The organism is Xanthobacter sp. AM11, from assembly GCF_047444035.1.
GTDB lineage: Bacteria > Pseudomonadota > Alphaproteobacteria > Rhizobiales > Xanthobacteraceae > Xanthobacter.
Genome location: NZ_JBLAOA010000001.1, coordinates 2,827,885 through 2,849,666, shown reverse-complemented (window position 1 = coordinate 2,849,666; position 21,782 = coordinate 2,827,885). Strand labels below are relative to the sequence as shown.

Annotated in this window: 22 protein-coding genes and 1 riboswitch; of the genes, 14 read left to right on the top strand and 8 right to left on the bottom strand. The window is 72.6% G+C overall.

Annotated elements, in window-relative coordinates:
* Positions 1–31: 31 nt before the first annotated feature.
* Complete coding sequence (locus ACI7BZ_RS13115) at positions 32–427, bottom strand: flagellar export protein FliJ (RefSeq protein WP_414117587.1); 396 nt, start codon at positions 425–427, stop codon at positions 32–34.
* Between the two features lie 585 nt (positions 428–1,012).
* Here ACI7BZ_RS13115 and ctrA point away from each other — a divergent pair.
* Positions 1,013–1,714, top strand: a complete 702-nt coding sequence (gene ctrA, locus ACI7BZ_RS13110; protein WP_414117586.1) for a response regulator transcription factor CtrA — start codon at positions 1,013–1,015, stop codon at positions 1,712–1,714.
* Between the two features lie 86 nt (positions 1,715–1,800).
* On the opposite strand, the gene chpT is transcribed toward ctrA, so the two are convergent.
* Positions 1,801–2,484, bottom strand: a complete 684-nt coding sequence (gene chpT, locus ACI7BZ_RS13105; RefSeq protein ID WP_414117585.1) for a histidine phosphotransferase ChpT — start codon at positions 2,482–2,484, stop codon at positions 1,801–1,803.
* Positions 2,485–2,653: 169 nt separating this feature from the next.
* Positions 2,654–2,855: riboswitch (cobalamin riboswitch) on the top strand.
* A 74-nt stretch (positions 2,856–2,929) separates the two neighbouring features.
* On the opposite strand from chpT, the gene ACI7BZ_RS13100 reads away from it, so the two are divergent.
* Genes ACI7BZ_RS13100 through ACI7BZ_RS13070 form a run of 7 tightly spaced genes read left to right on the top strand, consistent with a single transcriptional unit; the run spans position 2,930 to position 11,253 of the window.
* Complete coding sequence (locus tag ACI7BZ_RS13100; protein WP_414117584.1) at positions 2,930–3,397, top strand: DUF1636 family protein; 468 nt, start codon at positions 2,930–2,932, stop codon at positions 3,395–3,397.
* Positions 3,394–4,431 (top strand): cobalamin biosynthesis protein CobW, encoded by a 1,038-nt coding sequence (cobW, locus tag ACI7BZ_RS13095; RefSeq protein ID WP_414119165.1) that lies wholly within the window; start codon positions 3,394–3,396, stop codon positions 4,429–4,431. Before ACI7BZ_RS13100 ends, cobW begins: the two co-directional genes overlap by 4 nt.
* A gap of 32 nt (positions 4,432–4,463) precedes the next feature.
* Positions 4,464–7,811, top strand: coding sequence for a cobaltochelatase subunit CobN (cobN, locus tag ACI7BZ_RS13090; RefSeq protein ID WP_414117583.1), 3,348 nt, complete (start codon positions 4,464–4,466; stop codon positions 7,809–7,811).
* Entirely contained in the window at positions 7,808–9,103 is a 1,296-nt protein-coding gene (gene cobG, locus ACI7BZ_RS13085) for a precorrin-3B synthase (protein ID WP_414117582.1), read from the top strand. The genes cobN and cobG overlap by 4 nt, the downstream gene beginning before the upstream one ends.
* 13 nt (positions 9,104–9,116) lie before the next feature.
* Complete coding sequence (locus ACI7BZ_RS13080) at positions 9,117–9,752, top strand: precorrin-8X methylmutase (protein WP_414117581.1); 636 nt, start codon at positions 9,117–9,119, stop codon at positions 9,750–9,752.
* The gene (locus tag ACI7BZ_RS13075; RefSeq protein WP_414117580.1) at positions 9,749–10,474 is read left to right on the top strand and encodes a precorrin-2 C(20)-methyltransferase; all 726 of its coding nucleotides are present in this window, start codon (positions 9,749–9,751) and stop codon (positions 10,472–10,474) included. Before ACI7BZ_RS13080 ends, ACI7BZ_RS13075 begins: the two co-directional genes overlap by 4 nt.
* Positions 10,471–11,253 carry a precorrin-3B C(17)-methyltransferase gene (locus tag ACI7BZ_RS13070; RefSeq protein WP_414117579.1) on the top strand — a complete coding sequence of 261 codons (783 nt, stop codon included), beginning with the start codon at positions 10,471–10,473 and terminating at the stop codon, positions 11,251–11,253. Before ACI7BZ_RS13075 ends, ACI7BZ_RS13070 begins: the two co-directional genes overlap by 4 nt.
* On the opposite strand, the gene ACI7BZ_RS13065 is transcribed toward ACI7BZ_RS13070, so the two are convergent.
* Positions 11,220–12,026: a cobalt-precorrin-6A reductase gene (locus ACI7BZ_RS13065; protein ID WP_414117578.1), complete on the bottom strand. Its 807-nt coding sequence runs from the start codon at positions 12,024–12,026 to the stop codon at positions 11,220–11,222. The genes ACI7BZ_RS13070 and ACI7BZ_RS13065 overlap by 34 nt on opposite strands.
* 25 nt (positions 12,027–12,051) lie before the next feature.
* Between ACI7BZ_RS13065 and cbiE the strand changes: the two genes are divergently transcribed.
* From cbiE to cobM, 3 genes are read left to right on the top strand one after another with little or no spacing between them, the layout of a single operon-like run.
* On the top strand, positions 12,052–13,302 hold the full coding sequence (cbiE, locus tag ACI7BZ_RS13060) for a precorrin-6y C5,15-methyltransferase (decarboxylating) subunit CbiE (RefSeq protein ID WP_414119164.1): 1,251 nt from the start codon (positions 12,052–12,054) through the stop codon (positions 13,300–13,302).
* Complete coding sequence (locus tag ACI7BZ_RS13055; protein WP_414117577.1) at positions 13,299–13,685, top strand: cobalamin biosynthesis protein; 387 nt, start codon at positions 13,299–13,301, stop codon at positions 13,683–13,685. Before cbiE ends, ACI7BZ_RS13055 begins: the two co-directional genes overlap by 4 nt.
* Positions 13,682–14,443 (top strand): precorrin-4 C(11)-methyltransferase, encoded by a 762-nt coding sequence (gene cobM, locus ACI7BZ_RS13050; RefSeq protein WP_414117576.1) that lies wholly within the window; start codon positions 13,682–13,684, stop codon positions 14,441–14,443. Before ACI7BZ_RS13055 ends, cobM begins: the two co-directional genes overlap by 4 nt.
* An 11-nt stretch (positions 14,444–14,454) precedes the next feature.
* Here the strand turns inward: cobM and ACI7BZ_RS13045 are convergent, their stop codons facing one another.
* Positions 14,455–15,576: a cobalt-precorrin-5B (C(1))-methyltransferase gene (locus ACI7BZ_RS13045; protein ID WP_414117575.1), complete on the bottom strand. Its 1,122-nt coding sequence runs from the start codon at positions 15,574–15,576 to the stop codon at positions 14,455–14,457.
* Positions 15,577–15,671: 95 nt separating this feature from the next.
* Between ACI7BZ_RS13045 and ACI7BZ_RS13040 the strand changes: the two genes are divergently transcribed.
* Complete coding sequence (locus ACI7BZ_RS13040) at positions 15,672–16,994, top strand: cobyrinic acid a,c-diamide synthase CobB (RefSeq protein ID WP_414117574.1); 1,323 nt, start codon at positions 15,672–15,674, stop codon at positions 16,992–16,994.
* Between the two features lie 56 nt (positions 16,995–17,050).
* On the opposite strand, the gene ACI7BZ_RS13035 is transcribed toward ACI7BZ_RS13040, so the two are convergent.
* Positions 17,051–17,257 (bottom strand): hypothetical protein, encoded by a 207-nt coding sequence (locus ACI7BZ_RS13035; RefSeq protein ID WP_414117573.1) that lies wholly within the window; start codon positions 17,255–17,257, stop codon positions 17,051–17,053.
* 313 nt (positions 17,258–17,570) lie between these two features.
* On the opposite strand from ACI7BZ_RS13035, the gene ACI7BZ_RS13030 reads away from it, so the two are divergent.
* Positions 17,571–17,792: a hypothetical protein gene (locus ACI7BZ_RS13030; protein ID WP_414117572.1), complete on the top strand. Its 222-nt coding sequence runs from the start codon at positions 17,571–17,573 to the stop codon at positions 17,790–17,792.
* A gap of 99 nt (positions 17,793–17,891) precedes the next feature.
* A complete protein-coding gene (locus tag ACI7BZ_RS13025) occupies positions 17,892–19,370 on the top strand; it encodes an NAD-dependent succinate-semialdehyde dehydrogenase (protein ID WP_414117571.1) in 1,479 nt (492 codons plus the stop codon).
* Positions 19,371–19,488: 118 nt separating this feature from the next.
* On the opposite strand, the gene ACI7BZ_RS13020 is transcribed toward ACI7BZ_RS13025, so the two are convergent.
* From ACI7BZ_RS13020 to ACI7BZ_RS13010, 3 genes are read right to left on the bottom strand one after another with little or no spacing between them, the layout of a single operon-like run.
* The gene (locus ACI7BZ_RS13020) at positions 19,489–19,950 is read right to left on the bottom strand and encodes a carboxymuconolactone decarboxylase family protein (protein ID WP_414117570.1); all 462 of its coding nucleotides are present in this window, start codon (positions 19,948–19,950) and stop codon (positions 19,489–19,491) included.
* Between the two features lie 57 nt (positions 19,951–20,007).
* Positions 20,008–20,769: an ABC transporter permease gene (locus ACI7BZ_RS13015; RefSeq protein WP_414117569.1), complete on the bottom strand. Its 762-nt coding sequence runs from the start codon at positions 20,767–20,769 to the stop codon at positions 20,008–20,010.
* A complete protein-coding gene (locus tag ACI7BZ_RS13010; RefSeq protein ID WP_414117568.1) occupies positions 20,766–21,707 on the bottom strand; it encodes an ABC transporter ATP-binding protein in 942 nt (313 codons plus the stop codon). Before ACI7BZ_RS13010 ends, ACI7BZ_RS13015 begins: the two co-directional genes overlap by 4 nt.
* Positions 21,708–21,782: the final 75 nt, after the last annotated feature.

Genomic DNA, 21,782 nt, shown 5'->3' with positions numbered 1-21,782 from the left:
AGCAGTTGTTACCCCTCTACCGCCCCGGACGTCAGAAGCGGGCGGTGTCGATGTGGCGCGGCGCGGAACGGCGGGCGGGCCCCTCGAGTCGCACCGCGCGTTCCATCTCTCCGGCGGCCTCGACGCGGGCGAGCTCGGCCTCGGCCGCGGCGAGGGCGGCGCGGGCCTCCTCCTGCTGCACCTTCAGGTCTTCCGCCGAGCGGCGCAGGTTGTCGCGCCGGGTGCGGGCGGCCAGGGCCAGCGGCGGATAGGCGAAATGGCGCGGATCGCTCTGGCCGGATCGCTCCTCCTCGGCGGCGATATCGCGGTCGAGGTCGCCGGCCATGCGCTCGAAATCGGCGATCATGGTGTCGATCTGCCCGAGCCGGCGGCGGGCGTCCTCGATCTGGAACTTCTTGGCACGGATCAGGGGGTCATGCGACTTCATCGCCGTCTACTCCGGGTACGCACGAGGGAATGCGCCCCGTGCGCGCAGCTGGAGACACGACCGGCGCCTAGTGGATCAAGGCGTTGTGGTTCGACCTGGTCGCGACAGATGGGGTCCATCTGTCGCGGTCGAACCACTAGCATCCCGCGCCGCCGTCCGTGCCCGGCCATGCCCGGAGCCCTTCGACCGGGAGAGAATGTCCGGCGAGGGTTGCCCTTTCCTTACCTCCGCGCCGCTTCCTGAGGAAAATCGCGGAGAAGGTGGTCCCGGCAACCAATCGTTTACCGCCTTCGTTAATGATGACGCTACGGTTCGGGTCACGCATCCTTGGGTGCGGGAGCCGGGCACCGCCCACAAGGCTCGGGCGGCGTGGGACGGTGGATGCGGCGGCCTGTGGAAAAACCTTAAGTGCCTGAAGATGATTCAGTCTTCAGCTCTCTGCACAAAGTTTTTTCCGCGGGGCCTTGTGGACGAGAATCGGCTTCTGTTAACGATTCTACACACGTATCGCGAATCACCCCCGACGGCCGAGCAACGAAGGTCGGCATCGCCGCCTTTCGCGTAGTTGCGAGGAAAGGGATAGCCATGCGCGTTCTGCTCATCGAGGACGACAGTGCTACGGCCCGAGGCATCGAATTGATGCTGAAGACCGAGAGCTTCAACGTCTACACCACCAACCTCGGTGAGGAGGGCGTGGATCTCGGCAAGGTCTACGAATACGATATCATCCTTCTGGACCTGAACCTGCCCGACATGTCGGGGTTCGAGGTCCTGCGCTGCCTGCGCGTGGCGAAGGTGAAGACTCCCATCCTCATCCTCTCCGGCCTCGCCAACACGGAAGACAAGGTGAAGGGCTTCGGCTTCGGTGCCGACGACTACCTCACCAAGCCCTTCCACAAGGACGAGATGGTGGCGCGCATCCACGCCATCGTGCGCCGCTCCAAGGGCCACGCCCAATCGGTGATCCAGACTGGCGACCTGATCGTCAACCTCGACACCAAGACGGTGGAGGTGGAAGGCAACCGGGTGCACCTCACCGGCAAGGAATACCAGATGCTGGAGCTGCTCTCGCTCCGCAAGGGCACCACCCTCACCAAGGAGATGTTCCTCAACCATCTCTATGGCGGCATGGACGAGCCCGAACTGAAGATCATCGACGTGTTCATCTGCAAGCTGCGCAAGAAGCTCGCCAATGCCTCCGCGGGCAAGAACTACATCGAAACCGTCTGGGGCCGCGGCTACGTGCTGCGCGAGCCCATGCCCGGCGCCGAGCGCATCGCCGTCTGATCACCCCCTCCTCGCATCCGCCGCCGAACAAGCCCCGCAGCCGCGGGGCTTTTCTTTTGGCGCGGCCACGGGCCGGGGCATGAGGCTCATGGCAGGGCGGTGAGCGTCACCGTGTCGCCGTCCTGGGCGAAGGCCACCGCGAGGGCGCAGTCGCGGGCCAGCATCCCGGCATAGAAGGGCTGCACCGAATGGGCGTCGAGCCCGTCCGGCGGCACCGCCCCGCCCACCAGCGCCTCCAGCCCCTGCGGAATGCGCGCGCTGACGCCGGTGGAGGCGATAGCAAAGCCCATCTGCTCCCCCGCGCCGATCGCGCCCACATGGATGACGCCGCCGCGCGGAATGGTATTGCCGGCCAGCAGCACCAGGTTCAACAGCAGCTTCACCCGGTTCTTGGGCAGAAGCTCTCGCGGCAGGGCCCAGTCCACCTTGGTGCGGTCATCCTCGATGACGCCGCGGACCACCTGCTCGGCGTCGCCGAGGTCGAGGCGCGCCCCGGCCGAGCCGGCGGCGCCGAACGCCAGCCGGGTGAACTGCAGGCGCGCCGAGGCCTGCCGGGCGCTCCTGGCGATGAGGTCGAGGGCGACTTCGCGCATGTCCGCCGCCTTCTCGTCCTCCAGCACCTCGAAACCGTTGATGATGGCGGCCACCGGGCTGATCACGTCGTGGCAGACGCGCGAGCACAGCAGCGCGGCGAAATCGAGGGTCGAGCCGGCGTTGCGGTCGGCGTCGGGCTGGGACGACGTGGACGAAGGCCTGTCGGGCATGGACATGGCGGCTCCCGGACGGCGACGGCGGGGGCGGCCGCGCGCGGCACCAGCGGAACGCGTGCCCGAATCCGTCTGGACAAAGGTCGGCTCTGATACACCGCCCGCCGCCGGGGCGAAAGCTGCACCGCCGCGGGCGCCCCGGGCGGCATTTGACAATCTCCCCCGCCCTGCCTTTAGTGGCCGGGTCGAAGGTCCCGTGTTTTGCCACGGGCGCAAAAGGGAATGCGGTGCGGGCGGGGCAACCCTCCTCATGCCGCGGCTGCCCCCGCAACTGTAAGCGGCGAGCCCCCGCCAGACGCCACTGGAGCCATCCGGGAAGGCGGCCGGGGCACTGACCCGCGAGCCAGGAGACCTGCCTTCGACGAGGTCCGCGCCGGGCGGGGTGCTCCGGTTCTGCGTCCCTTAAGCCCGTCTCGCGCGGGCAGCGCGCACCCTTGGGATGGAACGGGTGGAGCGCGGCAATCTTCACGAAACCGCGGCAGTGGATGCGACCGGGCAGGACAGCGCTCCCCCGGCGCCGGCCGCCACCGGCCCGGCACCGGCCCCCGTCACCCTCTTCATCTGCACCAGCTGCCGCGACGCGGCGGCGGATGCCGACCTTGCCGCCGACGGCACCGCCCTTGCCGCAGCTGCGGCGGCGGCCACGGGCGGCGACGCGGCGCCGGGCGTGAGCGTGCGGGGCGTGCGCTGCCTTGCCAATTGCAAGCGCGGCCTGTCCGTCGCCATGGTCCGTGCCGACGGCTGGACCTATGTGTTCGGCGACCTTTCCGCCGCCGATGCCCCCGCCCTCCTGGAAGGCGCCCGTCTTTTGAGCGAGGCCCCCGACGGGCTGATGCCGTGGCGCGGCCGGCCCGATCCCCTCAAGCGCGGGATGATCGTGCGCATCCCGCCCCTTTCCCTCTCCGAGGATACCTGATGTCGTCCCTCGCCCGGGTGCCCTGCACCATCGTCACCGGCTTCCTCGGTGCCGGAAAGACCACCCTCATCCGCCACCTTCTGGAGCATGCCGGCGGCCGGCGCCTCGCGGTGATCGTCAATGAATTCGGCGACGTGGGCATCGACGGCGAGATCCTGAAGGGCTGCGGCATCGAGAGCTGCGCCGAAGACACCATCGTCGAGCTGGCCAACGGCTGCCTGTGCTGCACCGTGGCCGACGATTTCGTGCCGGCGCTGGACCTCATCCTGGCCCGCACGCCGCGGGTGGACCACATCCTCATCGAGACCTCGGGCCTCGCCTTGCCCAAGCCGCTGGTGCAGGCATTCCAGTGGCCGGCCATCAAGGGCCGCGTCACCGTGGACGGCGTGGTGGCGGTGGTGGACGGCCCGGCGCTGGCCCAGGGCCGGGTGGCGCCGGACCTCGCCGCCCTCGCCGCCCAGCGGGCGGACGACGCCAGCCTCGACCACGACGACCCGGTGGAAGAGGTGTTCGAGGACCAGATCGCCTGCGCCGACCTGGTGGTGCTCGCCAAGGGCGACCTCCTGGACGCCGCCGGCCTCGATGCGGCACAGGCGGCGGTGGCCCGCAGCCTGCCGCCCGCGGTGAAGCTGGTGCGCGCCGTGGCCGGCCGGGTGGACCCGGCGGTTCTGCTCGGCCTCGGCATCGGCGCGGAAGACGCCATCGACGCCCGTCGCACCCATCATGACGACGAGGCGGACCACGACCACGACGAGTTCGAGAGCGTCGTCCTCCCCCTCCCCGAGATTGCCGACCCCGCCGCCCTCGCCGCCCGCGTGGTGGCGGCCGCGGCAACGCCGGACGTGCTGCGGGTGAAGGGCTTCGCCGCAGTGGCGGGCAAGCCCATGCGCCTGCTGGTGCAGGGGGTGGGCCCGCGGGTGTCGCACCATTTCGACCGGCCGTGGGGCGGGGAGGAGGCGCGGCGCGGGGCGCTGGTGGTCATCGGCCTGAAGGGCTTCGACCGCGCCGCGGTGGAGCGGGCCATCCTGGGCTGAAGACAGGCCCGGGCCGGGGCCGAGGGACACCCATGCACATCCTTTCCACCACATCGACGACGCTGGAGGATCTGGCCGAGCCGGTGGATCTCGCCCAGCCGCCCGGCGACATGGTGGCGCTCTCCTTCACCGACAGCGACCTGCTCGCCCTTTCCGCCGCCTGGCGGGCGCGGCGCGACAGCCTGCCCAGCCTGCGCCTCGCCCGGCTGAAGGACCTGCGGCACCCCATGTCCGTGGACCTGTGGACGGCCAAGGTGGCGAGCCACGCCCGGGTGGTGCTGGTGCGCCAGCTGGGCGGGCTCGACTGGTGGCGCTACGGCGCCGAGCAATTGGCCGCCCTGGCCCGCGCCCGCGGCATCGCGCTGGCTTTGCTGCCGGGGGAGGACCAGGACGACCCGCGCCTCGCCGCCCTCTCCACCCTGCCGGCGGACGATCTGGCCCTGTGGCTCGGCCATTTCCGCGCCGGCGGCCCGGACAACATGGCGGCATTGCTGGCGCGCATGGCGCAGGCGGCGGGGTTCGGCGCCGGCGCCCCCGTGCCCCCGCCGCAGGCCGTGCCGGCCATCGCCGTGCATCGTGCCGGCCACGCGCTGGCGCCGGCCGACGCGGCCTTCCGCGCGGCCTGGGCCGACCCGCGGCCGAAGGCGCTCGTGCTGTTCTACCGCTCCCAATGGCTGGCGGGCGACACCGCGCCGGTGGACGCGCTGGCCGAGGCCCTCGCCCGCCACGGCATCTGCGCCGTGCCCCTGTTCCTGCCCAGCCTGAAGGCGCCGGAGGCCCGCGCCGCGGTGCGCGCGGGCGTGGCCGCCCTTGATCCCGCCGTCATCGTCACCACCACCGCCTTTGCGGCCGGCGATGCGGGGGAACTGTTCCCGGCGGGCGGGCCGCCGGTGCTCCAGGCGGCGCCCGCCACCACCGCCCGCGCCGCCTGGGCTTCGAGCCCGCGCGGCCTCTCCGCCGCCGACCTCGCCATGCATGTGGTGCTGCCGGAGCTGGACGGGCGGGTGCTGGCCGGCGCCCTCTCCTTCAAGGATTTCGCCCCGGCCGACGCCGACCTCGCCTTCGCCCCCGCCGTGAACCGGCCGGAGCCCGATGCGGTGGCCCATGTGGCGGCCCGCGCCGCCGCCCTCGTGCGCCTTGCCGCCACGCCGCGCGCACAGCGGCGGATCGCGGTGATCCTGCCGGACTATCCGGGCGCGGAAGGCCGCAGCGGCTATGCGGTGGGCCTCGACGTGCCGGAGAGCGCCCGCCGCCTCCTGGAAGCCCTGCGCGCGGCAGGCTATGCCACCGCGCCGCCCCCCGCCGATGCGAAGGCGCTGCTGGCCGCCATAAACCCGGCCCCGGCCCTGCCCCTCGACACCTACCGGCGCTTCCTCGCCACCCTGCCGCAGGCCGCGCGCGCCGCGGTCATCGCCGCATGGGGGCCGGCCGACGCGGATGCGGAGCTGAAGGACGGCGCCTTCCACTTCCGCCTCGCCCGGCTCGGCCACCTCACCCTCGCCTTCGCGCCGGATCGCGGCACGGCCCTGGACCGGCGCGCCGATTATCACGACGCCGCGCTGCCGCCGCGCCATGCCCTCCTGGCCTTCGGCCTGTGGCTGCGGGAGGGGCTGGACGCCCACGCGGTGGTTCACCTGGGCGCCCACGGCACGCTGGAATGGCTGCCGGGCAAGGCCGCCGCCCTCACCCCCGCCTGCTTTCCACAGGCGGTGATGGGGGCGCTGCCGGTGGTCTATCCCTTCATCGTCTCCAATCCCGGCGAGGCGGCGCAGGCCAAGCGGCGGCTCGCCGCCGTCACCATCGGCCACCTGCCGCCGCCGCTCGCCGCCGCCGGCCTCGGCGCGGCCGAGCAGCGGCTGGAACGGCTGGTGGACGAATATGCGCAGGCCGACGGCCTCGACCGCCGCCGCCGGGAGCGCCTCGCCGCCCTCATCGTGGAGACGGCGGGGGAAACCGGCCTTGCCGCCACCGCCGGCGTCACCACCGCCACCGATGCGGACGAGGCCCTGCGCCGCATCGACGCCTGGCTGTGCGACCTGAAGGACCTGGCGGTGAAGGACGGGCTCCATGTCTTCGGCCACGTGCCGGAGGCGGAGGCCGACCCCGCCCGCCGCGCCAGCGGAGCGGCGGAAACCCGCGCCCTGCTGGCCGCCCTCGATGGCCGCTTCATACCGGCGGGGCCGGCCGGCGCCCCAGCCCGCGGGCGGCGCGACGTGCTGCCCACCGGGCGCAATCTCTTCACCGCAGATCCGCGCACCCTGCCCACCCCCACCGCCTGCGACCTCGCCCGCAAGGCCGCCGACGAGGCCCTGCGCCTGCTGCTGCAGGAGCATGGCGACTGGCCCCGCGCGCTGGTGATGGACCTGTGGGGCAGCGCATCCCTGCGCACCGGCGGCGAGGAGATCGCCCAGGGGCTCGCCTTCCTCGGCTGCCGGCCGGTGTGGGAGGCCGCCACCGGGCGCGTCACCGGCATCGAGGTACTGCCGCCCGCAGTGCTGGGGCGCCCGCGCATCGACGTGACCTTCCGCATCTCCGGCCTGTTCCGCGACATCTTCCCGGCCCAGATCGCCCTCCTCGACGCCGCCGTGCGGGCCGTGGCCGGGCGGGAGGAGGCGGCGGACGAGAACCCCCTCGCCGACGCCCGGCGCCGGGGCGAGCCCCTCGACCGGCTGTTCGGCTCGGCGCCGGGGGCCTATGGCGCGGGCATCGAGGCCCAGCTCCAGCGCGGCGCCTTCGCGGACCGGGCCGAGCTGGGGCGCGCCTATCTCGACGCCGCCTCCCACGCCTATGGCGGCGCCGACGGCGCGGCGCGGCCCGCCCCCGGCCTGTTCGCCACGCGCCTCGCCCAGGCGGACGCGCTGATCCATGGTGCCGACGATGCCGCCCGCGACCTCCTGGACGGCAGCGAGGATGCCGCCTTCATCGGCGGTTTTGCCGCGGCGGGGGCGGCGCTGGACAGCGCCGCGCACCTCGTGATCCTCGACACCACCGATCCCGACCGCCCCCGCGCCCGGCCGCTGGCGGAAGCCCTTGCGCGGCTGGTGCATGGCCGCGTCTCGGCCACCTTCATCACCGGCCAGATGCGCCACGGCCCGCGCGGGGCGGCGGAACTGGCGGAGACGGTGGACCGGCTGGTGGCCTTCACCGAAACCACCGGGCAGGTGCCCTCCGCTCTCCTCGACCGGCTGCACGGCGCCTATCTGGCCGACCCGGCGGTGCGCGCCTTCCTGCTCGACCAGAACTGCGCCGCCGCCGGCGCCATCGCCCGCCGCTTCGCCGATGCCCGGCGGCGCGGCCTGTGGCATGCCCGCCGCAACGACCTTGACGGCGACCTCGCGGCGCTGCTGGCGGCGGCGCAAGGACGGGAGGCGGCGGAATGATGCCGCGCCCGCCCGCCCGCCGGGGCGCCTGCCCCGCCTTTCTTTCCCCCATGGAAACCGGCGACGGCCTGCTGCTGCGCCTCGTGCCGCTTGACGGCGGCCTTTCGCCCACCCAGCTGCGCGGCGTGGCGACGGCGGCGGCCGCCTTCGGCAACGGCCTGGTGGAGGTCACCGCCCGCGGCAGCCTGCAGGTGCGCGGGCTGCAGCCGCACACGGTGGCACCGCTTCAGGACGCCATCCTTGCGCTGGGCATCGCGCCGCGGACCGGCCTCGCCATCGACGTGTCGCCCCTCGCCGGCCGCGATCCCGGCGAGATCGCCGACGCGCGCCCCCTCGCCGCGGCCATCCGCGCGGCCACCGCGGCGCTGGAGGGGCGGCTGGGGCCGAAGGTGTCGGTGGTCATCGACGGCGGCGGCGCGGTAAGCCTCGACGGCCAGAAGGCTGACGTGCGCCTTGGCGCCGTGGCGGCGGAAGGCGGCCCGCTCTGGGCCGTGTCCATCGGCGGCGGCGCACCGCAGCGCATGCGCGCGGAGGCAGCCGCCACCGCCGCGGCGGATGCCCTCGCCTGCATCGCGACCCTCGGCCGCCGCGCCCGCGCCACCGACCTGCCCGGATGCACCGCCGGGCCGGATGACGCCGCCGACGCGCCCGCCCCCCTCGGCCTCATTCCCCTGAAGCAGGGCGAAGCGGCGTTCGGCGTCGGCCTGCCGTTCGGCGCCGCGGACGCCGGCCTGCTCCACGCCCTTGCCGATGCGGCACAGGCCGCCGGCGCCGTCGACCTGCGCCCGGCGCCAGGCCGCGCCCTCCTGGCCACCGGCCGCCTGTCCGCCGATGCCTTCGCCGCGGCCGCCCGACAGCTGGGCTGCCTGACCGGGCGGGACGACCCGCGCGCCTTCATCGCCGCCTGCCCCGGTGCGCCGGCCTGCGCCTGCGCCCATTTTCCCGCCCGCGCTCTGGCCCCCCTTGTGGCGGCGGCGCTGGCGCCGCTGCTGGATGGAACGGTGCGCGTGCACCTTTCCGCCTGCGCCAAGGGCTGCGCCCATCCCGCGCCGGCCACACTCACCCTCGTGGGCATGGACGCGGGCGTCGCGCTGGTGCATGAGGGCGCTCCGTCGCAGGCGGCGGCGCCGGGGCTTGCGCCCGATGGGCTGGTGGCAGCCCTCGCCGACCTCGCCGATGGCGCCCGCGCCCCCGGGGAGAGCGGCCGCGACCTCCTCGCCCGCCGCATTCCGGCGGCCCGGTGGGGCATGGCGGCGGCCGGGGACGCAACAGGACCGAGGATGAGGACGTGACGGGCCGGCCAGAATGAGCATTCCCTTCGACTATGTGCGCGACGGCGCCGCCATCTACGAGCGCTCCTTCGCCATCATCCGGGCCGAGGCCGACCTCTCCCGCTTCCCGCCCGAGGAAGAGGACCTGGCGGTGCGCATGATCCACGCCTGCGGCCTTGTGGAGGCGGCGCGCGACTTCACCTTCGGCCCCGGCTTCGTGGCTGCCGCCCGCGCCGCGCTGAAGGCCGGCGCGCCCATCTTGTGCGACGCGCAGATGGTGGCCCACGGCATCACCCGCGCCCGGCTTCCCGCCGGCAACGCGGTGGTCTGCACCCTGCGCGATCCCGCCGTTCCCGCCCTCGCCGCGCAGTTGGGCACCACCCGTTCGGCCGCGGCGCTGGAATTGTGGGGCGCGCACCTCGGCGGCGCCGTGGTGGCCATCGGCAATGCGCCCACCGCCCTGTTCCATCTGCTGGAGATGCTGGACCGCGGCGCGCCGCGCCCGGCGGCCATCCTCGGCATGCCGGTGGGCTTCGTGGGGGCGGCGGAATCCAAGGAGGCGCTGGCCGCGGACCCGCGCGGCGTGCCCTTCGCCATCGTGCGCGGGCGGCTGGGCGGCAGCGCCATTACCTCCGCCTGCCTCAACGCGCTGGCGAGGGCGGGGCTATGAGCGGCCGCCTCGTGGGCGTGGGCGTCGGCCCCGGCGACCCGGACCTTCTCACCCTCAAGGCGGTGAAGGCCATCGGCGCGGCCGATGTGGTGGCCTATTTCGCCAAGGCGGGCAATGCGAGCCACGCCCGCGCCATCGCCCATGCGCATTTCCGGCCGCAGACCCACGAACTGCCCCTGCTCTACCCGGTCACCACGGAAATCCACCGCCACGACGCCGCCTATCGCGACGCCATCGGCGCCTTCTACGACGCCTCCGCCGCGGCGGTGGCCGCCCATCTGGATGCCGGCCGCACCGTGGCGGTGCTGAGCGAGGGCGACCCCCTGTTCTATGGCTCCTACATGCACCTGCATGTGCGCCTCGCCTCCCGCTTCCCCACCGAGGTGGTGGCCGGCGTCACCGGCATGTCCGGCTGCTGGTCGCAGGCGGGTGCGCCCATCGCCCAGGGCGACGACGTGCTCACCGTGCTGCCCGGCACCCTGGAGGAGGGCGAGCTGGCCCGCCGCCTCGCCGAGGCCGACGCGGCGGTGATCATGAAGGTGGGCCGCAATTTGCCGAAGATCCGCCGGGCCCTGGCCGCCGCCGGCCGGCTGGAACGGGCGCTCTATGTGGAGCGCGGCACCATGGCCGGCGGCGCCCTCGTGCCCCTGGCCGAGCGGGCGGACACGCCGGCCCCCTATTTCTCCATCGTGCTGGTGCCCGGCTGGGAGCGCGCGGCATGAGCGGCGGCGCGGCCGGCCGGGGCGGGCAGCTGACGGTGGTGGGCCTTGGTCCCGGCGCCGACGACCAGATGACGCCGCAGGCGCGCGCGGCGGTGGAGGCGGCCGACATCCTGTTCGGCTACGGCCCCTATCTCGCCCGCATCCCGCCGAAGCCCGGGCAGGCCCGGCACCCCTCCGACAACCGCGAGGAGATCGCCCGCGCCGGCGCGGCGCTGGAGGCGGCGGCGAACGGGGCACGGGTGGCCATGGTGTCCGGCGGCGATCCCGGCGTGTTCGCCATGGCCGCCGCCGTGTGCGAGGCCATCGAGCACGGGCCGGCGGCCTGGCGCGAGCTGGAGCTGGAAATCGTGCCCGGCGTCACCGCCATGCTGGCCGTGGCCGCCCGCTGCGGCGCCCCGCTGGGACACGATTTCTGCGCCCTCTCCCTGTCCGACAACCTGAAGCCCTGGGCTCTGGTGGAGCACCGGCTGCAGCTGGCGGCGCAGGCGGGCTTCGTCATCGCCCTCTACAATCCGGTCAGCCGCGCGCGGCCGTGGCAATTGGGGCGCGCCTTCGAGCTGCTGCGGCAGGCTTTGCCGGGCACGGTGCCGGTGGTGTTCGGCCGGGCGGCGGGGCGTGCCGACGAGCGCATCACCCTCACCACCCTGGCGCAGGCCGACCCGGCGCAGGCCGACATGGCCACCTGCATCGTCATCGGCACCGGGGAGACGCGCATCGTGCCGCGGCCGGGGCGCACACCCCTCGTCTATGCGCCGCGCTCGGCCGCAGCGGCGCCGTGACCCGCGCCTGCACCGCCGAACAGGGCGGCGAGCCACGCCTGCGCCTCCTGCGGCCGCTCCACCGCCGGCACGTCCGGCACCGGCGGGCGGGCAATGAGCACCACGCCGATGCCCAGCGCCCGCGCCGCCGCCATCTTGCCGTAGGTGGCGGCGCCGCCGCTGTTCTTGGCCACGATCAGCTCGATGCGGTGGGCGCCGAGCAGCGCCCGGTCGTCTTCTTCGCTGAAGGGTCCGCGGCCCAGCACATAATCGGCCGCGGGCACCGCCAGGGGCGGGCGCACCGGATCGACGCTGCGCACCAGATAGGCATGGTGCGGCGCCGCCTCGAAGGCCCGCACCTCGTTGCGGCCGAGGGCGAGGAACACCCGGCGCGGCGCCGCGCCCAGCGCCGTCACCGCCGCAGCCACGTCCGCCACCTCCTGCCAGCAATCCCCCGGCACCGGCGCCCACGGCCCGCGCCGCAGGGCGATGAGCGGCACGCCGGCGGCGGCGCAGGCCGCAGCGGCATTGAAGGACATGCGGGCGGCATAGGGATGGGTGGCATCCACCACGGCAGCGATCCGTTCCGTCCTGAGGTAGTGTTCAAGGCCGGCCGGCCCGCCGAAGCCGCCCACCCGCACCGGCACAGGCTGGGGCGCGGGGTGTTCCGTGCGCCCGGCAAGGGACAGGATGACCTGAAGCTGCGGCAGCTCGGGATGCCGCCCGGGCGCGAGGCGTGCGGCAAGGGCGCTGGCCTCGCTGGTGCCGCCGAGGAGAAGGATGCGCGGGGCCATGGCTGACGCGGAAGAGGAAACCGTCATGGCGGGCAGTAGTGCCCCAGCCGGCTGCTGGCTGTCCATCGTCGGCATCGGCGAGGATGGCGTGGACGGCCTCTCGCCCGCCGCCCGCGCCGCCATTTCCAGCGCGCAGATGGTGTTCGGCGGCGCGCGCCACCTGGCGCTGGCGGTGGCGCTGGTGAAAGGCGAGGCCCACCCCTGGCCGAGCCCCTTCAGCCTCTCCGCCGTGCTGGCGGCGCGCGGACGGCCGGTGTGCGTGCTCGCCTCCGGCGATCCGTTCTTCCACGGCGTGGGCGCAAGCCTTGCCCGCCATGTGCCGGCGGCGGAAATGCGCGTGCTGCCCGCCCCCTCCGCGGTCTCGCTGGCGGCGGCGCGGCTGGGCTGGCCGCTGCAGGAGGTGGATCTCGTCTCCCTCCACGGCCGGCCCCTCGCTTTGCTGCGGCCCCACCTGCAGGACGGCGCCCGCCTGCTCATCCTCACCTGCGACGGGGACGGCCCGCGGCAGGTGGCGCAGATGGCGGCGGGCCTGGGTCTGGGGGCCTCGCGCCTCGTGGTGCTGGAAGCCCTGGGTGGCCCGCGCGAGCGGGTGCGCGCCTGCCGCGCCGACGGCTTCGACCTTGACGGGGTGGCCGCCCTGAACGTGGTGGCGCTGGAGGTGGCGGCGGCGGCGGATGCACCGGTGCTGCCCCTCGCCTGCGGCCTGCCCGACACGATGTTCGAGCATGACGGGCAGATCACCAAGAGGGAGATTCGCGCCCTCACCCTCTCCGCCCTGGCCCCGCGGCGGGGCGAAGTGCTGTGGGACATCGGCGCGGGCGCCGGCTCCATCGCCATAGAATGGCTGCTGTGCCACCCCTCCCTCGCCGCAGTGGCGGTGGAGCAGGACCCGGCGCGGGCCGCGCGCATCGCCCGCAACGCCTGCGCCCTCGGCGTGCCGCACCTGGCGGTGGTGGAGGGTGCGGCACCCGGCGCCCTTGCGGGACTGCCCCCTGCCGATGTGATCTTCCTGGGCGGCGGCGCCAGCGAACCGGGGGTGCTGGATGCCGCCCTCGCGGCGCTGAAGCCGGGCGGCCGGCTGGTGGCCAATGCGGTGACGCTGGAAACCGAAGCGCTGCTGCTTGGCGCCCATGCCCGGCTGGGCGGCGAGCTGGTGCGCATCGCCCTCGCCCGCGCGGCGCCGGTGAAGGGCATGACGGGATGGCGCCCGGCCATGCCGGTGACCCAGTGGCGCCATGTGAAGGACCGCGCACACGCGGCGGGAGGCGGGGCATGATCGTGGCCGGCATCGGCTCCAGGCGCGGCGTCAGCGCCGAGGATGTGCTCGCCGCCCTTGATGCGGCGCTGGAGCGGGCGGCGCTCGCCCGCGGCGACATCGACCTCATGGCCACCCCGGCGGTGAAGGGCGGCGAGGCCGGCATCAGCGAGGCGGCGGCCAAGCTCGGGCTGCCGCTGGTGCTGGTGCCGCAGACCCGCATGGAAGCCGCCTCCAGCCGCACCAGGACACGATCCGAACGGGTGGTGGCGCTGCTGCATGTGCCCTCGGCGGCGGAGACGGCGGCGCTGGCGGCGGCGGGGGCGCAGGCCAGCCTGCTCGGCCCGCGCCTGGCGCTGGGGCCCGTCACCTGCGCCCTGGCGCGGCGGGAGGAGGCGGCGTGAGCGTGCATTTCATCGGCGCCGGGCCGGGCGCGGCAGACCTCATCACCGTACGCGGGCGCGACCTGATCGCCCGCTGCCCGGTGTGCCTCTATGCCGGCTCCATCGTGGCGCCGGAGCTGCTGGCCTATTGCCCGCCGGGCGCGCGCATCGTGGACACCGCCCCCCTCGACCTCGACCGGATCGAAGCCGAATACGTGCGTGCCTTCGCGGCGGGGGAGGATGTGGCGCGGCTGCATTCGGGCGACCTTTCGGTCTACAGCGCCGTGGCCGAGCAGATGCGCCGGCTCGACCGGCGCGGCATTCCCTACACCCTCACCCCCGGCGTGCCCGCCTTCGCCGCCGCCGCGGCGGCCCTCGGGCGGGAATTCACCGTGCCGGAGGTGGCCCAGAGCCTCGTCATCACCCGCATATCGGGCCGCGCCTCGGCCATGCCGGCGGGGGAAAGCCTCGCCGCCTTCGCCGCCACCGGGGCGACGCTGGCCATCCATCTGGCCATCCATGCGCTGGACCGGGTGGTGGCGGAGCTCACCCCGGTGCTGGGGGCCGACTGCCCGGTGGCCGTGGTGGCCCGGGCCTCCTGGCCCGATGCGCGCATGGTCACCGGCACCCTCGGGGACATTGCCGGCCAGCTCGCCGCCGATCCCATCGCCCGCACCGCGCTGATCCTGGTGGGGCGGGCGCTCGCGGCGGCGGATTTCCGCGAGAGCGCGCTCTACGATGCCGCTTATGTGCGCCGCTTCCGCGGAGCCGGCACATGACCCGCGCCGCGTCAGCCGCCTGCCGGGGCGAAGGGGGCGCGACCCATGAGCGTTCCGTCGCGGTCGAACACCACCACCTCCAGCGCCACATCGGCGCGGGCGAGGGCGCGCGCAGCGGTGCGCCATGCGGCTTGCGCCACCGCATCCCCCAGCGCCATCCCGTCGTCGCCGGCAATGCGGAAGGCCTGCGCCACCATGTGCGCGGCGCCGATGCGCGCGGCGAGGGCCGGCGCCGCGCCGGCCGCCGCGGCAAGGGCGGCAAGGGCCTCCATGTCGGCGCTGCCGCGCTTGGAATGCAGGTCGAGCCGGCCCTGGGCCAGCTTGGTCATCTTCGCCACGCCGCCCGCCACCGTCACCTTCGGCACCGGGTGGGCGTGGAGATATTTCAGCATCCCGCCGACGAAATCGCCCATGTCGATGAGGGCCACCTCGTCGAGCCCGTGCAGCTTCTGGACCGCCGCCTCGGAGGCGCTGCCGGTGGCGCCGGCCACATGCTGGAGGCCCATGGCGCGGGCCACGTCGATGCCGCGATGGATGGAGTGAATCCACGCGGCGCAGGAATAGGGCACGACGATGCCGGTGGTGCCCAGCACCGACAGGCCGCCGACGATGCCCAGCCGCGGGTTCAGGGTCTTCTGCGCGATCCGCGCCCCGTCCTCGATGGCGATTTCCACCACCGCATCCGCCGCCACGCCCGCCGCCTGCGCCACCTCGCGGATGCCGGCGGCGATCATGCGGCGCGGCACCGGATTGATGGCCGGCTCGCCGGGCGCAACCGGCAGGCCCGGACGGGTGACGGTGCCCACCCCCTCCCCGGCGCGGAAGATGATGCCGGCCCCTGCCGGCGCGCGCGTCACCGTCGCCTTCACCAGCGCGCCGTGGGTCACGTCCGGGTCGTCGCCGGCATCCTTGACGATGCCGGCCATGGCGCCCGCGCCCACCCGCGCCTGGATGGCGAGAGCGAAGGCCGGGCGGGTGCCGCCGGGCAGCTCCACCTCCACCGGGTCGGGAAAGGCGCCGGTGACGAGCGCGGCGAAGGCGGCCTTGGCGGCGCCCGCGGCGCAGGTGCCGGTGGTCCAGCCGCGCTTCAGCGGCCGGTCCGGCGGGCCGTCGGGTTCGGGCGCATCGCTCATGCCTGCCTTGATAGAGACGCGCGCCGGGCGGGAAAAGGGGGCATGCGGCGGCGCGCTGCCATTGGCGTTGATCGCGCGCCGCAGGGCGGCGCGTTATGAGCCCCGTTCCGCCGGCGCGCGGGCTTCTCGTCGCCGCCCCGCGCTCGGGCTCGGGCAAGACCACCGTCACCCTCGCCCTGCTGGCGGCCCTCGCCCGGCGCGGCGTGGCGGTGCGCGCGGTGAAATCGGGGCCGGACTATATCGACCCCGCCTTCCATGCCGCCGCCACCGGCCGGCCCGGGCTGAACCTCGACAGCTGGGCCATGCCCCCCGCCCTGCTCGACCACCTGATGGCCGGGGCGGCGCAGGATGCGGACATCATCGTGGCGGAAGGCGCCATGGGCCTGTTCGACGGCGTGGCGGCAGAGCCCGGGCGCACCGGCGCCGGGGCCGATATCGCCGCCCGCTTTGCCTTGCCGGTGCTGCTGGTGCTGGATGTGTCCGGCCAATCCCAGACCGCCGCGGCCGTGCTGCGCGGCTTTCTCGGGCATGATCCGCGGGTGCGGATGGCCGGCGTGGTGCTCAACAAGCTGGGCAGCGCCCGGCACGAGCGCATGATTCGCGAGGCGGTGGCGCCGCTGGGCGTGCCGGTGCTGGGCGCGGTGCCGCGCGAGGCGGGCATCGTGCTGCCGGAGCGCCATCTCGGCCTGGTGCAGGCGGGGGAGACGGACGATCTTTCCGCCCGCCTGCGTGCCCTCGCCGACCTTGCGGAACGCCATCTCGACATGGACGGCATCCGCGCCGCCGCCGGCCCGCTCGCCTGCGCCGCCACAGCGGCGCACCACCTGCCGCCGCCCGGCCAGCGCATCGCCCTCGCGCGCGATGCCGCCTTCAGCTTCATGTATGCCCATGTGCTGGAGGCGTGGCGCGCCATGGGCGCGGAAATCGTCGCCTTCTCGCCCCTCGCCGACGCGGCGCCGGACCCGTCCTGCGACGTGTGCTGGCTGCCCGGCGGCTATCCCGAGCTGCACGCCGGCCGGCTGGCCGCGGCCTCACGCTTCCTGGAAGGCCTGCGGCACTTCGCGCAGACCAGGCCGGTGCATGGGGAGTGCGGGGGCTACATGGCGCTGGGCCGCACCCTTGAGGATGCGGACGGGACCACCCACGCCCTTGCGGGCCTCCTCGACCTGGAAACGAGCTTTTCCCGCCGCCGGATGAACCTGGGCTACCGGGAAGCCACGCTCCTTGCCCCCTCGCCCCTCGGCATGCCGGGGGCGCGGGTGCGCGGACATGAATTCCACTATGCCACCGTCGTGTCCCGCGGGGCGGACGCGCCCCTCGCCGACCTCTGCGACGCCGAGGGCCGGCCGCTGGGCGTCTCCGGCAGCCGCCGCGGAACCGTCACCGGCAGCTTCTTCCACGCCATTGCCCGGGCGTGAGCCGCCACGCGCGGGGGCCACGCAAATGAGCCCTGCGCCGGCCGACAACGCCCCTTTCAGGTGCGGGACGAGCCGATGGCAACGATGCGCTTGGCCACCAGCAGCGCCGCAGGGATGGCCACCAGGGCCCCGAGACCGGCCACGATGGGGATAAGGCTCATGTCCTTGCCGTTCAGCGACGGCATGGCGAGCACAGCCATGATGGCCACACCGGCGAACACGGTGGCCAGCACGAGCCAAACAATAATTGCGACCTTCAACATCGGCGAGGCTCCCGCAGCAGACGCTCCTTGATAGGCCTTTCCGCAACGGAGGCGCTTGACGCCGATCAAAGGCGGATGGCCGCCGGGGCATCCATGCGTTTCCTGCATGCCCCGTTGTTGCGCGATGGGTCTATAGTCGCAACGGACGCGCACCCTAGAGCGCGATCCGATCAAATTGACTCAATTTGATCGGTGAGTCGCCCTCTAACTTAAGGATAGAGAACGCGTTATCCGATCCGCTTGCGATGCAAGCTGATCGGCGCGGGCTCCGGCCTTGGGAAAAGACGCGTTTTCCTTCCCCGGGAGGGACGCGATGCAGTGCCAGTGCAAGGAAGACGATTTCCGCCAGGCCGTGCTCGATATCGTGAGTGAAAAAGCCGGCCAGGCCATCATCATCCAGGTGGTGGGCGGCAACACCATAACCGGCTTCGCGCCACTCAGCGTGGGCCGCGACTATCTGCGCTGCCAGGTGGCCATAGGCGCCGGGCAAAAGGAACAGATCGTCCCCTTCCACTCCATCACCTGCATACGTTGATACCGCAACGGGTGCCTCTGGCACTTTGGTCCTATATCCTATATCGAGGCGCGCGCGCCTTTCAGCGCCGCGCCCGCTCACGCCCTCAGGAGCAGACACATGGCAGCACCCCAGCCTATTTCCCGTAGCGAAACCCCGAGCTTCACCCTGCTGCGCGAGGCGATGCTGATCGGAGGCGCCTGGGTGGGGGCGGACAGCGGCGAGACCATCGCAGTCCACAATCCCGCCACCGGCGGGCTGATCGGCTCCATCCCCAAGGCCGGCGGCGCCGAGACCCGCCGCGCCATCGAGGCCGCCGCCGAGGCGTTCAAGACCTGGCGCGCCACCACCGCCGCCGAGCGCGCCGCCAAGCTGCACAAGCTCGCCGACCTCATCACCCAGAATGCCGAGGAACTGGCCGTTCTGCTCACCACCGAGCAGGGCAAGCCGCTGCCGGAAGCCCGTGGCGAAATCGGCGCCTCCGCCGCTTATGTGCGCTGGTTCGCGGAAGAGGCGCGGCGCCTTTACGGCGACGTAATCCCCTCCCCCTGGGCCAACCGCAAGATCATCGTCACCAAGGAGCCGGTGGGCGTGGCGGCCGCCATCACGCCCTGGAACTTCCCCTCCTCCATGCTCTCGCGCAAGATTGGCGCGGCGCTGGCGGCGGGCTGCACCGTGGTGTGCAAGCCCTCCGAACTGACCCCCTATTCCGGCCTCGCCTGGGGTGTGCTGGCAGAGATGGCGGGCATTCCGGCCGGCGTGGTGAACATCGTGGTGGGCGACGCTCCCGCCATCGGCGCCGAGATGACTTCCAACCCGCTGGTGAAGAAGGTGACCTTCACCGGCTCCACCCCGGTGGGCAAGCTGCTGATGAAGCAGTCGGCCGACACCATGAAGAAGATCTCCATGGAGCTGGGCGGCAACGCGCCCTTCCTCATCTTCGACGATGCCGACCTCGACCTCGCCGTGGAACAGGCCATCGCCTCCAAGTACCGCAATGTCGGCCAGACCTGCGTCTGCGCCAACCGCTTCTATGTGCAGGCGGGGGTCTATGACGCCTTCGCCGCCAAGTTCACCGAGGCGACCAAGAAGCTGAAGGTGGGCAACGGCCTGGAGGAAGGCGTTTCCGCCGGCCCGCTGATCGACGACCGCGCCGTCGCCAAGGTGGAGCGGCTGCTGGCGGACGCCCTCGAAAAGGGCGCGCAGGTGGCCACCGGCGGCAAGCGCTCGGCGCTGGGCACCACCTTCTTCGAGCCCACCGTCCTCACCGGCGCCACGCAGGACATGGCGTTCGCGCGCGACGAGATCTTCGGCCCGCTGGCGCCCCTGTTCAAGTTCGAGACGGAGGAGGAAGCCATCTCCTACGCCAATGCCACCGAATACGGCCTCGCCTGCTACTTCTTCACGAAGGACCTCGGCCGCGCCTTCCGGGTGGCGGAGAAGCTGGAATATGGCCAGGTGGGCATCAATGCCGGCGTCATCACCACCGAGGTCGCCCCCTTCGGCGGCGTCAAGGAGAGCGGCATGGGCCGCGAAGGCTCCAAATACGGCTGCGACGACTATCTGAGCATCAAGTATATGTGCCTCGGCGGGCTCTGAAGCCACCGGCCCCGGACTTTGGCCGGGGCCGACCGCTCTTTTGCGAAGGCCCGTGAGTGACGCTCACGGGCCTTTTGCATGGCCGCCTGCCGCGGGGCCGGGCCCGTCTTCGCCCCGCTCAGCCCGCCGGCGGGACGAAGCGCAGGCCGATGCCGATGCGGTTCCAGGCATTGATGGCGCCGACGGTGACGGTGAGGAACATGGCCTCGTCCTGCGAGAAATGCGCGCGCACCGCCGCCCATGCATCATCGGACGCCGCCGCGCCGTCCAGCACCGTGAGATCCTCGGCAAAGGCCAGCGCCGCCCTTTCCCGCTCGGAGAAGACGCCGGCATCGGGCCACGCGGCCAGAAGGTCCAGCTTCTCCTGCGGCACGCCGGCCTTGCGCGCCACCCCCAGGTGGAACTTCAGGCAGAAAGCGCAGGCGTTGATCTGCGACACCCGCAGCTTCACCAGCTCCGTCAGTCCCTTGTCGAGGCCGGAGGCGTCCACCCCCCGGGTGAGGGCGGAAAGCGCGGCATAGATGTCCGGCGCCTGCCGGGTGAAGTCCTGGTAGGTGGGGCGGGGCAGGTGGTCGCTCACGGGAGTGTCCTTCGGCTTCGCCGGTACGGCGATGGGTGGGAACGGCGCGGCTTCGCCTCAATTCTTCAGGCGGTAGCCGGTGCGGAACATCCAGCGCACGGTGGCGAGGCACAGGACGAGGAAGCCCAGCGTCATGGCAAGGCTCACCTCCACCCGCACGTCCGAATGGCCGAAGAAGCTCCAGCGGAAGCCGGAGATGAGATAGACCACGGGATTGAACATGGTCACCGCGCGCCAGGCCGGGGGCAGCATGTCCAGGGAATAGAAGGTGCCGCCCAGGAAGGTGAGCGGCGTGATCACCAGCAGCGGGATCATCTGCAGCTTCTCGAAGCCATCGGCCCAGATGCCGATGATGAAGCCGAACAGCGAGAAGGTGACCGCGGTGAGTACCAGGAAGGCCAGCATCCAGAACGGATGGCGGATCTCCATCGGCACGAACAGGGATGCGGTGGCCAGGATGATGAGGCCCAGCGCCACGGATTTCGTCGCCGCCGCCCCCACATAGCCGGCCACGATCTCGAACGGGGACACCGGGGCGGACAGCAGTTCGTAGATGGTGCCGGTGAAGCGGGGGAAATAGATGGCGAAGGCCGAGTTGCTGATGGATTGCGTCAGCAGCGTCAGCATCATCAGCCCGGGCACGATGAAGGCGCCGTAGGGCACCCCGTCGATCTCCGCCATGCGCGATCCGATGGCCGAGCCGAACACCACGAAATAGAGCGAGGTGGAGAGCACCGGCGAGACCACGCTCTGCCCCAGCGTGCGCCGGGTACGGTTCATCTCGAAGGCGTAGATGGCGCGGATGGCGTACAGGTTCATGGCGCGCGCCTCACCAGGCTTACGAAGATGTCTTCGAGGGAACTTTGCTCCGTGTGGAGATCCTTGAAGGCGATGCCCTCGGCCGAGAGGTCGGCCAAAAGGCCGGCGATGGAAAGCCCGTCCTCCTGCCCCCCCGCCCCGTGGGTGGCATAGCTGAAGGTGAGGCAGGCGCGGTCCGCCGAAACCGTGAGGCCGTAGGGCGAAAGGCGGTCCGGCACCGCGCCCAGCGGGGCGGTCAGCTCCACCGTGAGCTGCTTCTTGCCCAGCTTGCGCATGAGGGTGGCCTTGTCCTCCACCAGGATCAATTCGCCCTTGGCGATCACCCCCACCCGGTCGGCCATCTCCTCGGCCTCCTCCAGATAATGGGTGGTGAGGATGATGGTGACGCCTTTGTCGCGCAGCTCGCGCACCAGCCGCCACATGTCGCGGCGCAGCTCCACGTCCACCCCGGCGGAGGGCTCGTCGAGGAACAGCACTTGCGGTTCGTGGGAAAGCGCCTTGGCGATGAGCACGCGCCGCTTCATGCCGCCGGAGAGCGTCATGATCTTCGCGTCCTTCTTGTCCCACAGGGAGAGGCTGCGCAGCACCTGCTCGATATGCGCCGGGTTCGCGGCACGGCCGAACAGGCCGCGGGAGAAGCTCACCGTCGCCCACACGCTCTCGAACGAATCGGTGGTGAGCTCCTGCGGCACCAGGCCGATGGTGGCGCGGGCGGCGCGATAGTCGGCGACGATATCATGGCCCGCCACCTCCACCGTGCCGGAGGTGGCGTTCACCAGCCCGCAGATGATGGAAATGAGCGTGGTCTTCCCCGCCCCGTTCGGTCCGAGCAGGGCGAAGATCTCGCCCCGGCGGATGTCCAGGCAGACATCCTTCAGGGCGCTGTGGCCGGTGGCGTAGGTCTTGTTCAGGTGGGAGACGGTGATGACGCTCGTCATGGGCGCGCTCTGCATGGGCGCGTTTTAGACCACGACGCACGGGCGACGGGAAGCCCCGCCCCGCGCGCCGTCCCC

What these genes read in the sequence shown, in the direction of transcription:
- ctrA (WP_414117586.1), top strand. Translation starts at nt 1,013, where the DNA reads ATGCGCGTTCTGCTCATCGAGGACGACAGTGCTACGGCCCGAGGCATC.
- ACI7BZ_RS13010 (WP_414117568.1), bottom strand. Translation starts at nt 21,707, where the DNA reads ATGACGAGCGTCATCACCGTCTCCCACCTGAACAAGACCTACGCCACC.
- ACI7BZ_RS13040 (WP_414117574.1), top strand. Translation starts at nt 15,672, where the DNA reads ATGAGCCCCGTTCCGCCGGCGCGCGGGCTTCTCGTCGCCGCCCCGCGC.
- ACI7BZ_RS13015 (WP_414117569.1), bottom strand. Translation starts at nt 20,769, where the DNA reads ATGAACCTGTACGCCATCCGCGCCATCTACGCCTTCGAGATGAACCGT.
- ACI7BZ_RS13055 (WP_414117577.1), top strand. Translation starts at nt 13,299, where the DNA reads ATGATCGTGGCCGGCATCGGCTCCAGGCGCGGCGTCAGCGCCGAGGAT.
- ACI7BZ_RS13080 (WP_414117581.1), top strand. Translation starts at nt 9,117, where the DNA reads ATGAGCATTCCCTTCGACTATGTGCGCGACGGCGCCGCCATCTACGAG.
- ACI7BZ_RS13115 (WP_414117587.1), bottom strand. Translation starts at nt 427, where the DNA reads ATGAAGTCGCATGACCCCCTGATCCGTGCCAAGAAGTTCCAGATCGAG.
- ACI7BZ_RS13045 (WP_414117575.1), bottom strand. Translation starts at nt 15,576, where the DNA reads ATGAGCGATGCGCCCGAACCCGACGGCCCGCCGGACCGGCCGCTGAAG.
- cbiE (WP_414119164.1), top strand. Translation starts at nt 12,052, where the DNA reads ATGGCGGGCAGTAGTGCCCCAGCCGGCTGCTGGCTGTCCATCGTCGGC.
- ACI7BZ_RS13035 (WP_414117573.1), bottom strand. Translation starts at nt 17,257, where the DNA reads ATGTTGAAGGTCGCAATTATTGTTTGGCTCGTGCTGGCCACCGTGTTC.
- ACI7BZ_RS13065 (WP_414117578.1), bottom strand. Translation starts at nt 12,026, where the DNA reads ATGGCCCCGCGCATCCTTCTCCTCGGCGGCACCAGCGAGGCCAGCGCC.
- cobG (WP_414117582.1), top strand. Translation starts at nt 7,808, where the DNA reads ATGATGCCGCGCCCGCCCGCCCGCCGGGGCGCCTGCCCCGCCTTTCTT.
- chpT (WP_414117585.1), bottom strand. Translation starts at nt 2,484, where the DNA reads ATGTCCATGCCCGACAGGCCTTCGTCCACGTCGTCCCAGCCCGACGCC.
- cobN (WP_414117583.1), top strand. Translation starts at nt 4,464, where the DNA reads ATGCACATCCTTTCCACCACATCGACGACGCTGGAGGATCTGGCCGAG.
- ACI7BZ_RS13025 (WP_414117571.1), top strand. Translation starts at nt 17,892, where the DNA reads ATGGCAGCACCCCAGCCTATTTCCCGTAGCGAAACCCCGAGCTTCACC.
- ACI7BZ_RS13070 (WP_414117579.1), top strand. Translation starts at nt 10,471, where the DNA reads ATGAGCGGCGGCGCGGCCGGCCGGGGCGGGCAGCTGACGGTGGTGGGC.
- ACI7BZ_RS13075 (WP_414117580.1), top strand. Translation starts at nt 9,749, where the DNA reads ATGAGCGGCCGCCTCGTGGGCGTGGGCGTCGGCCCCGGCGACCCGGAC.
- ACI7BZ_RS13030 (WP_414117572.1), top strand. Translation starts at nt 17,571, where the DNA reads ATGCAGTGCCAGTGCAAGGAAGACGATTTCCGCCAGGCCGTGCTCGAT.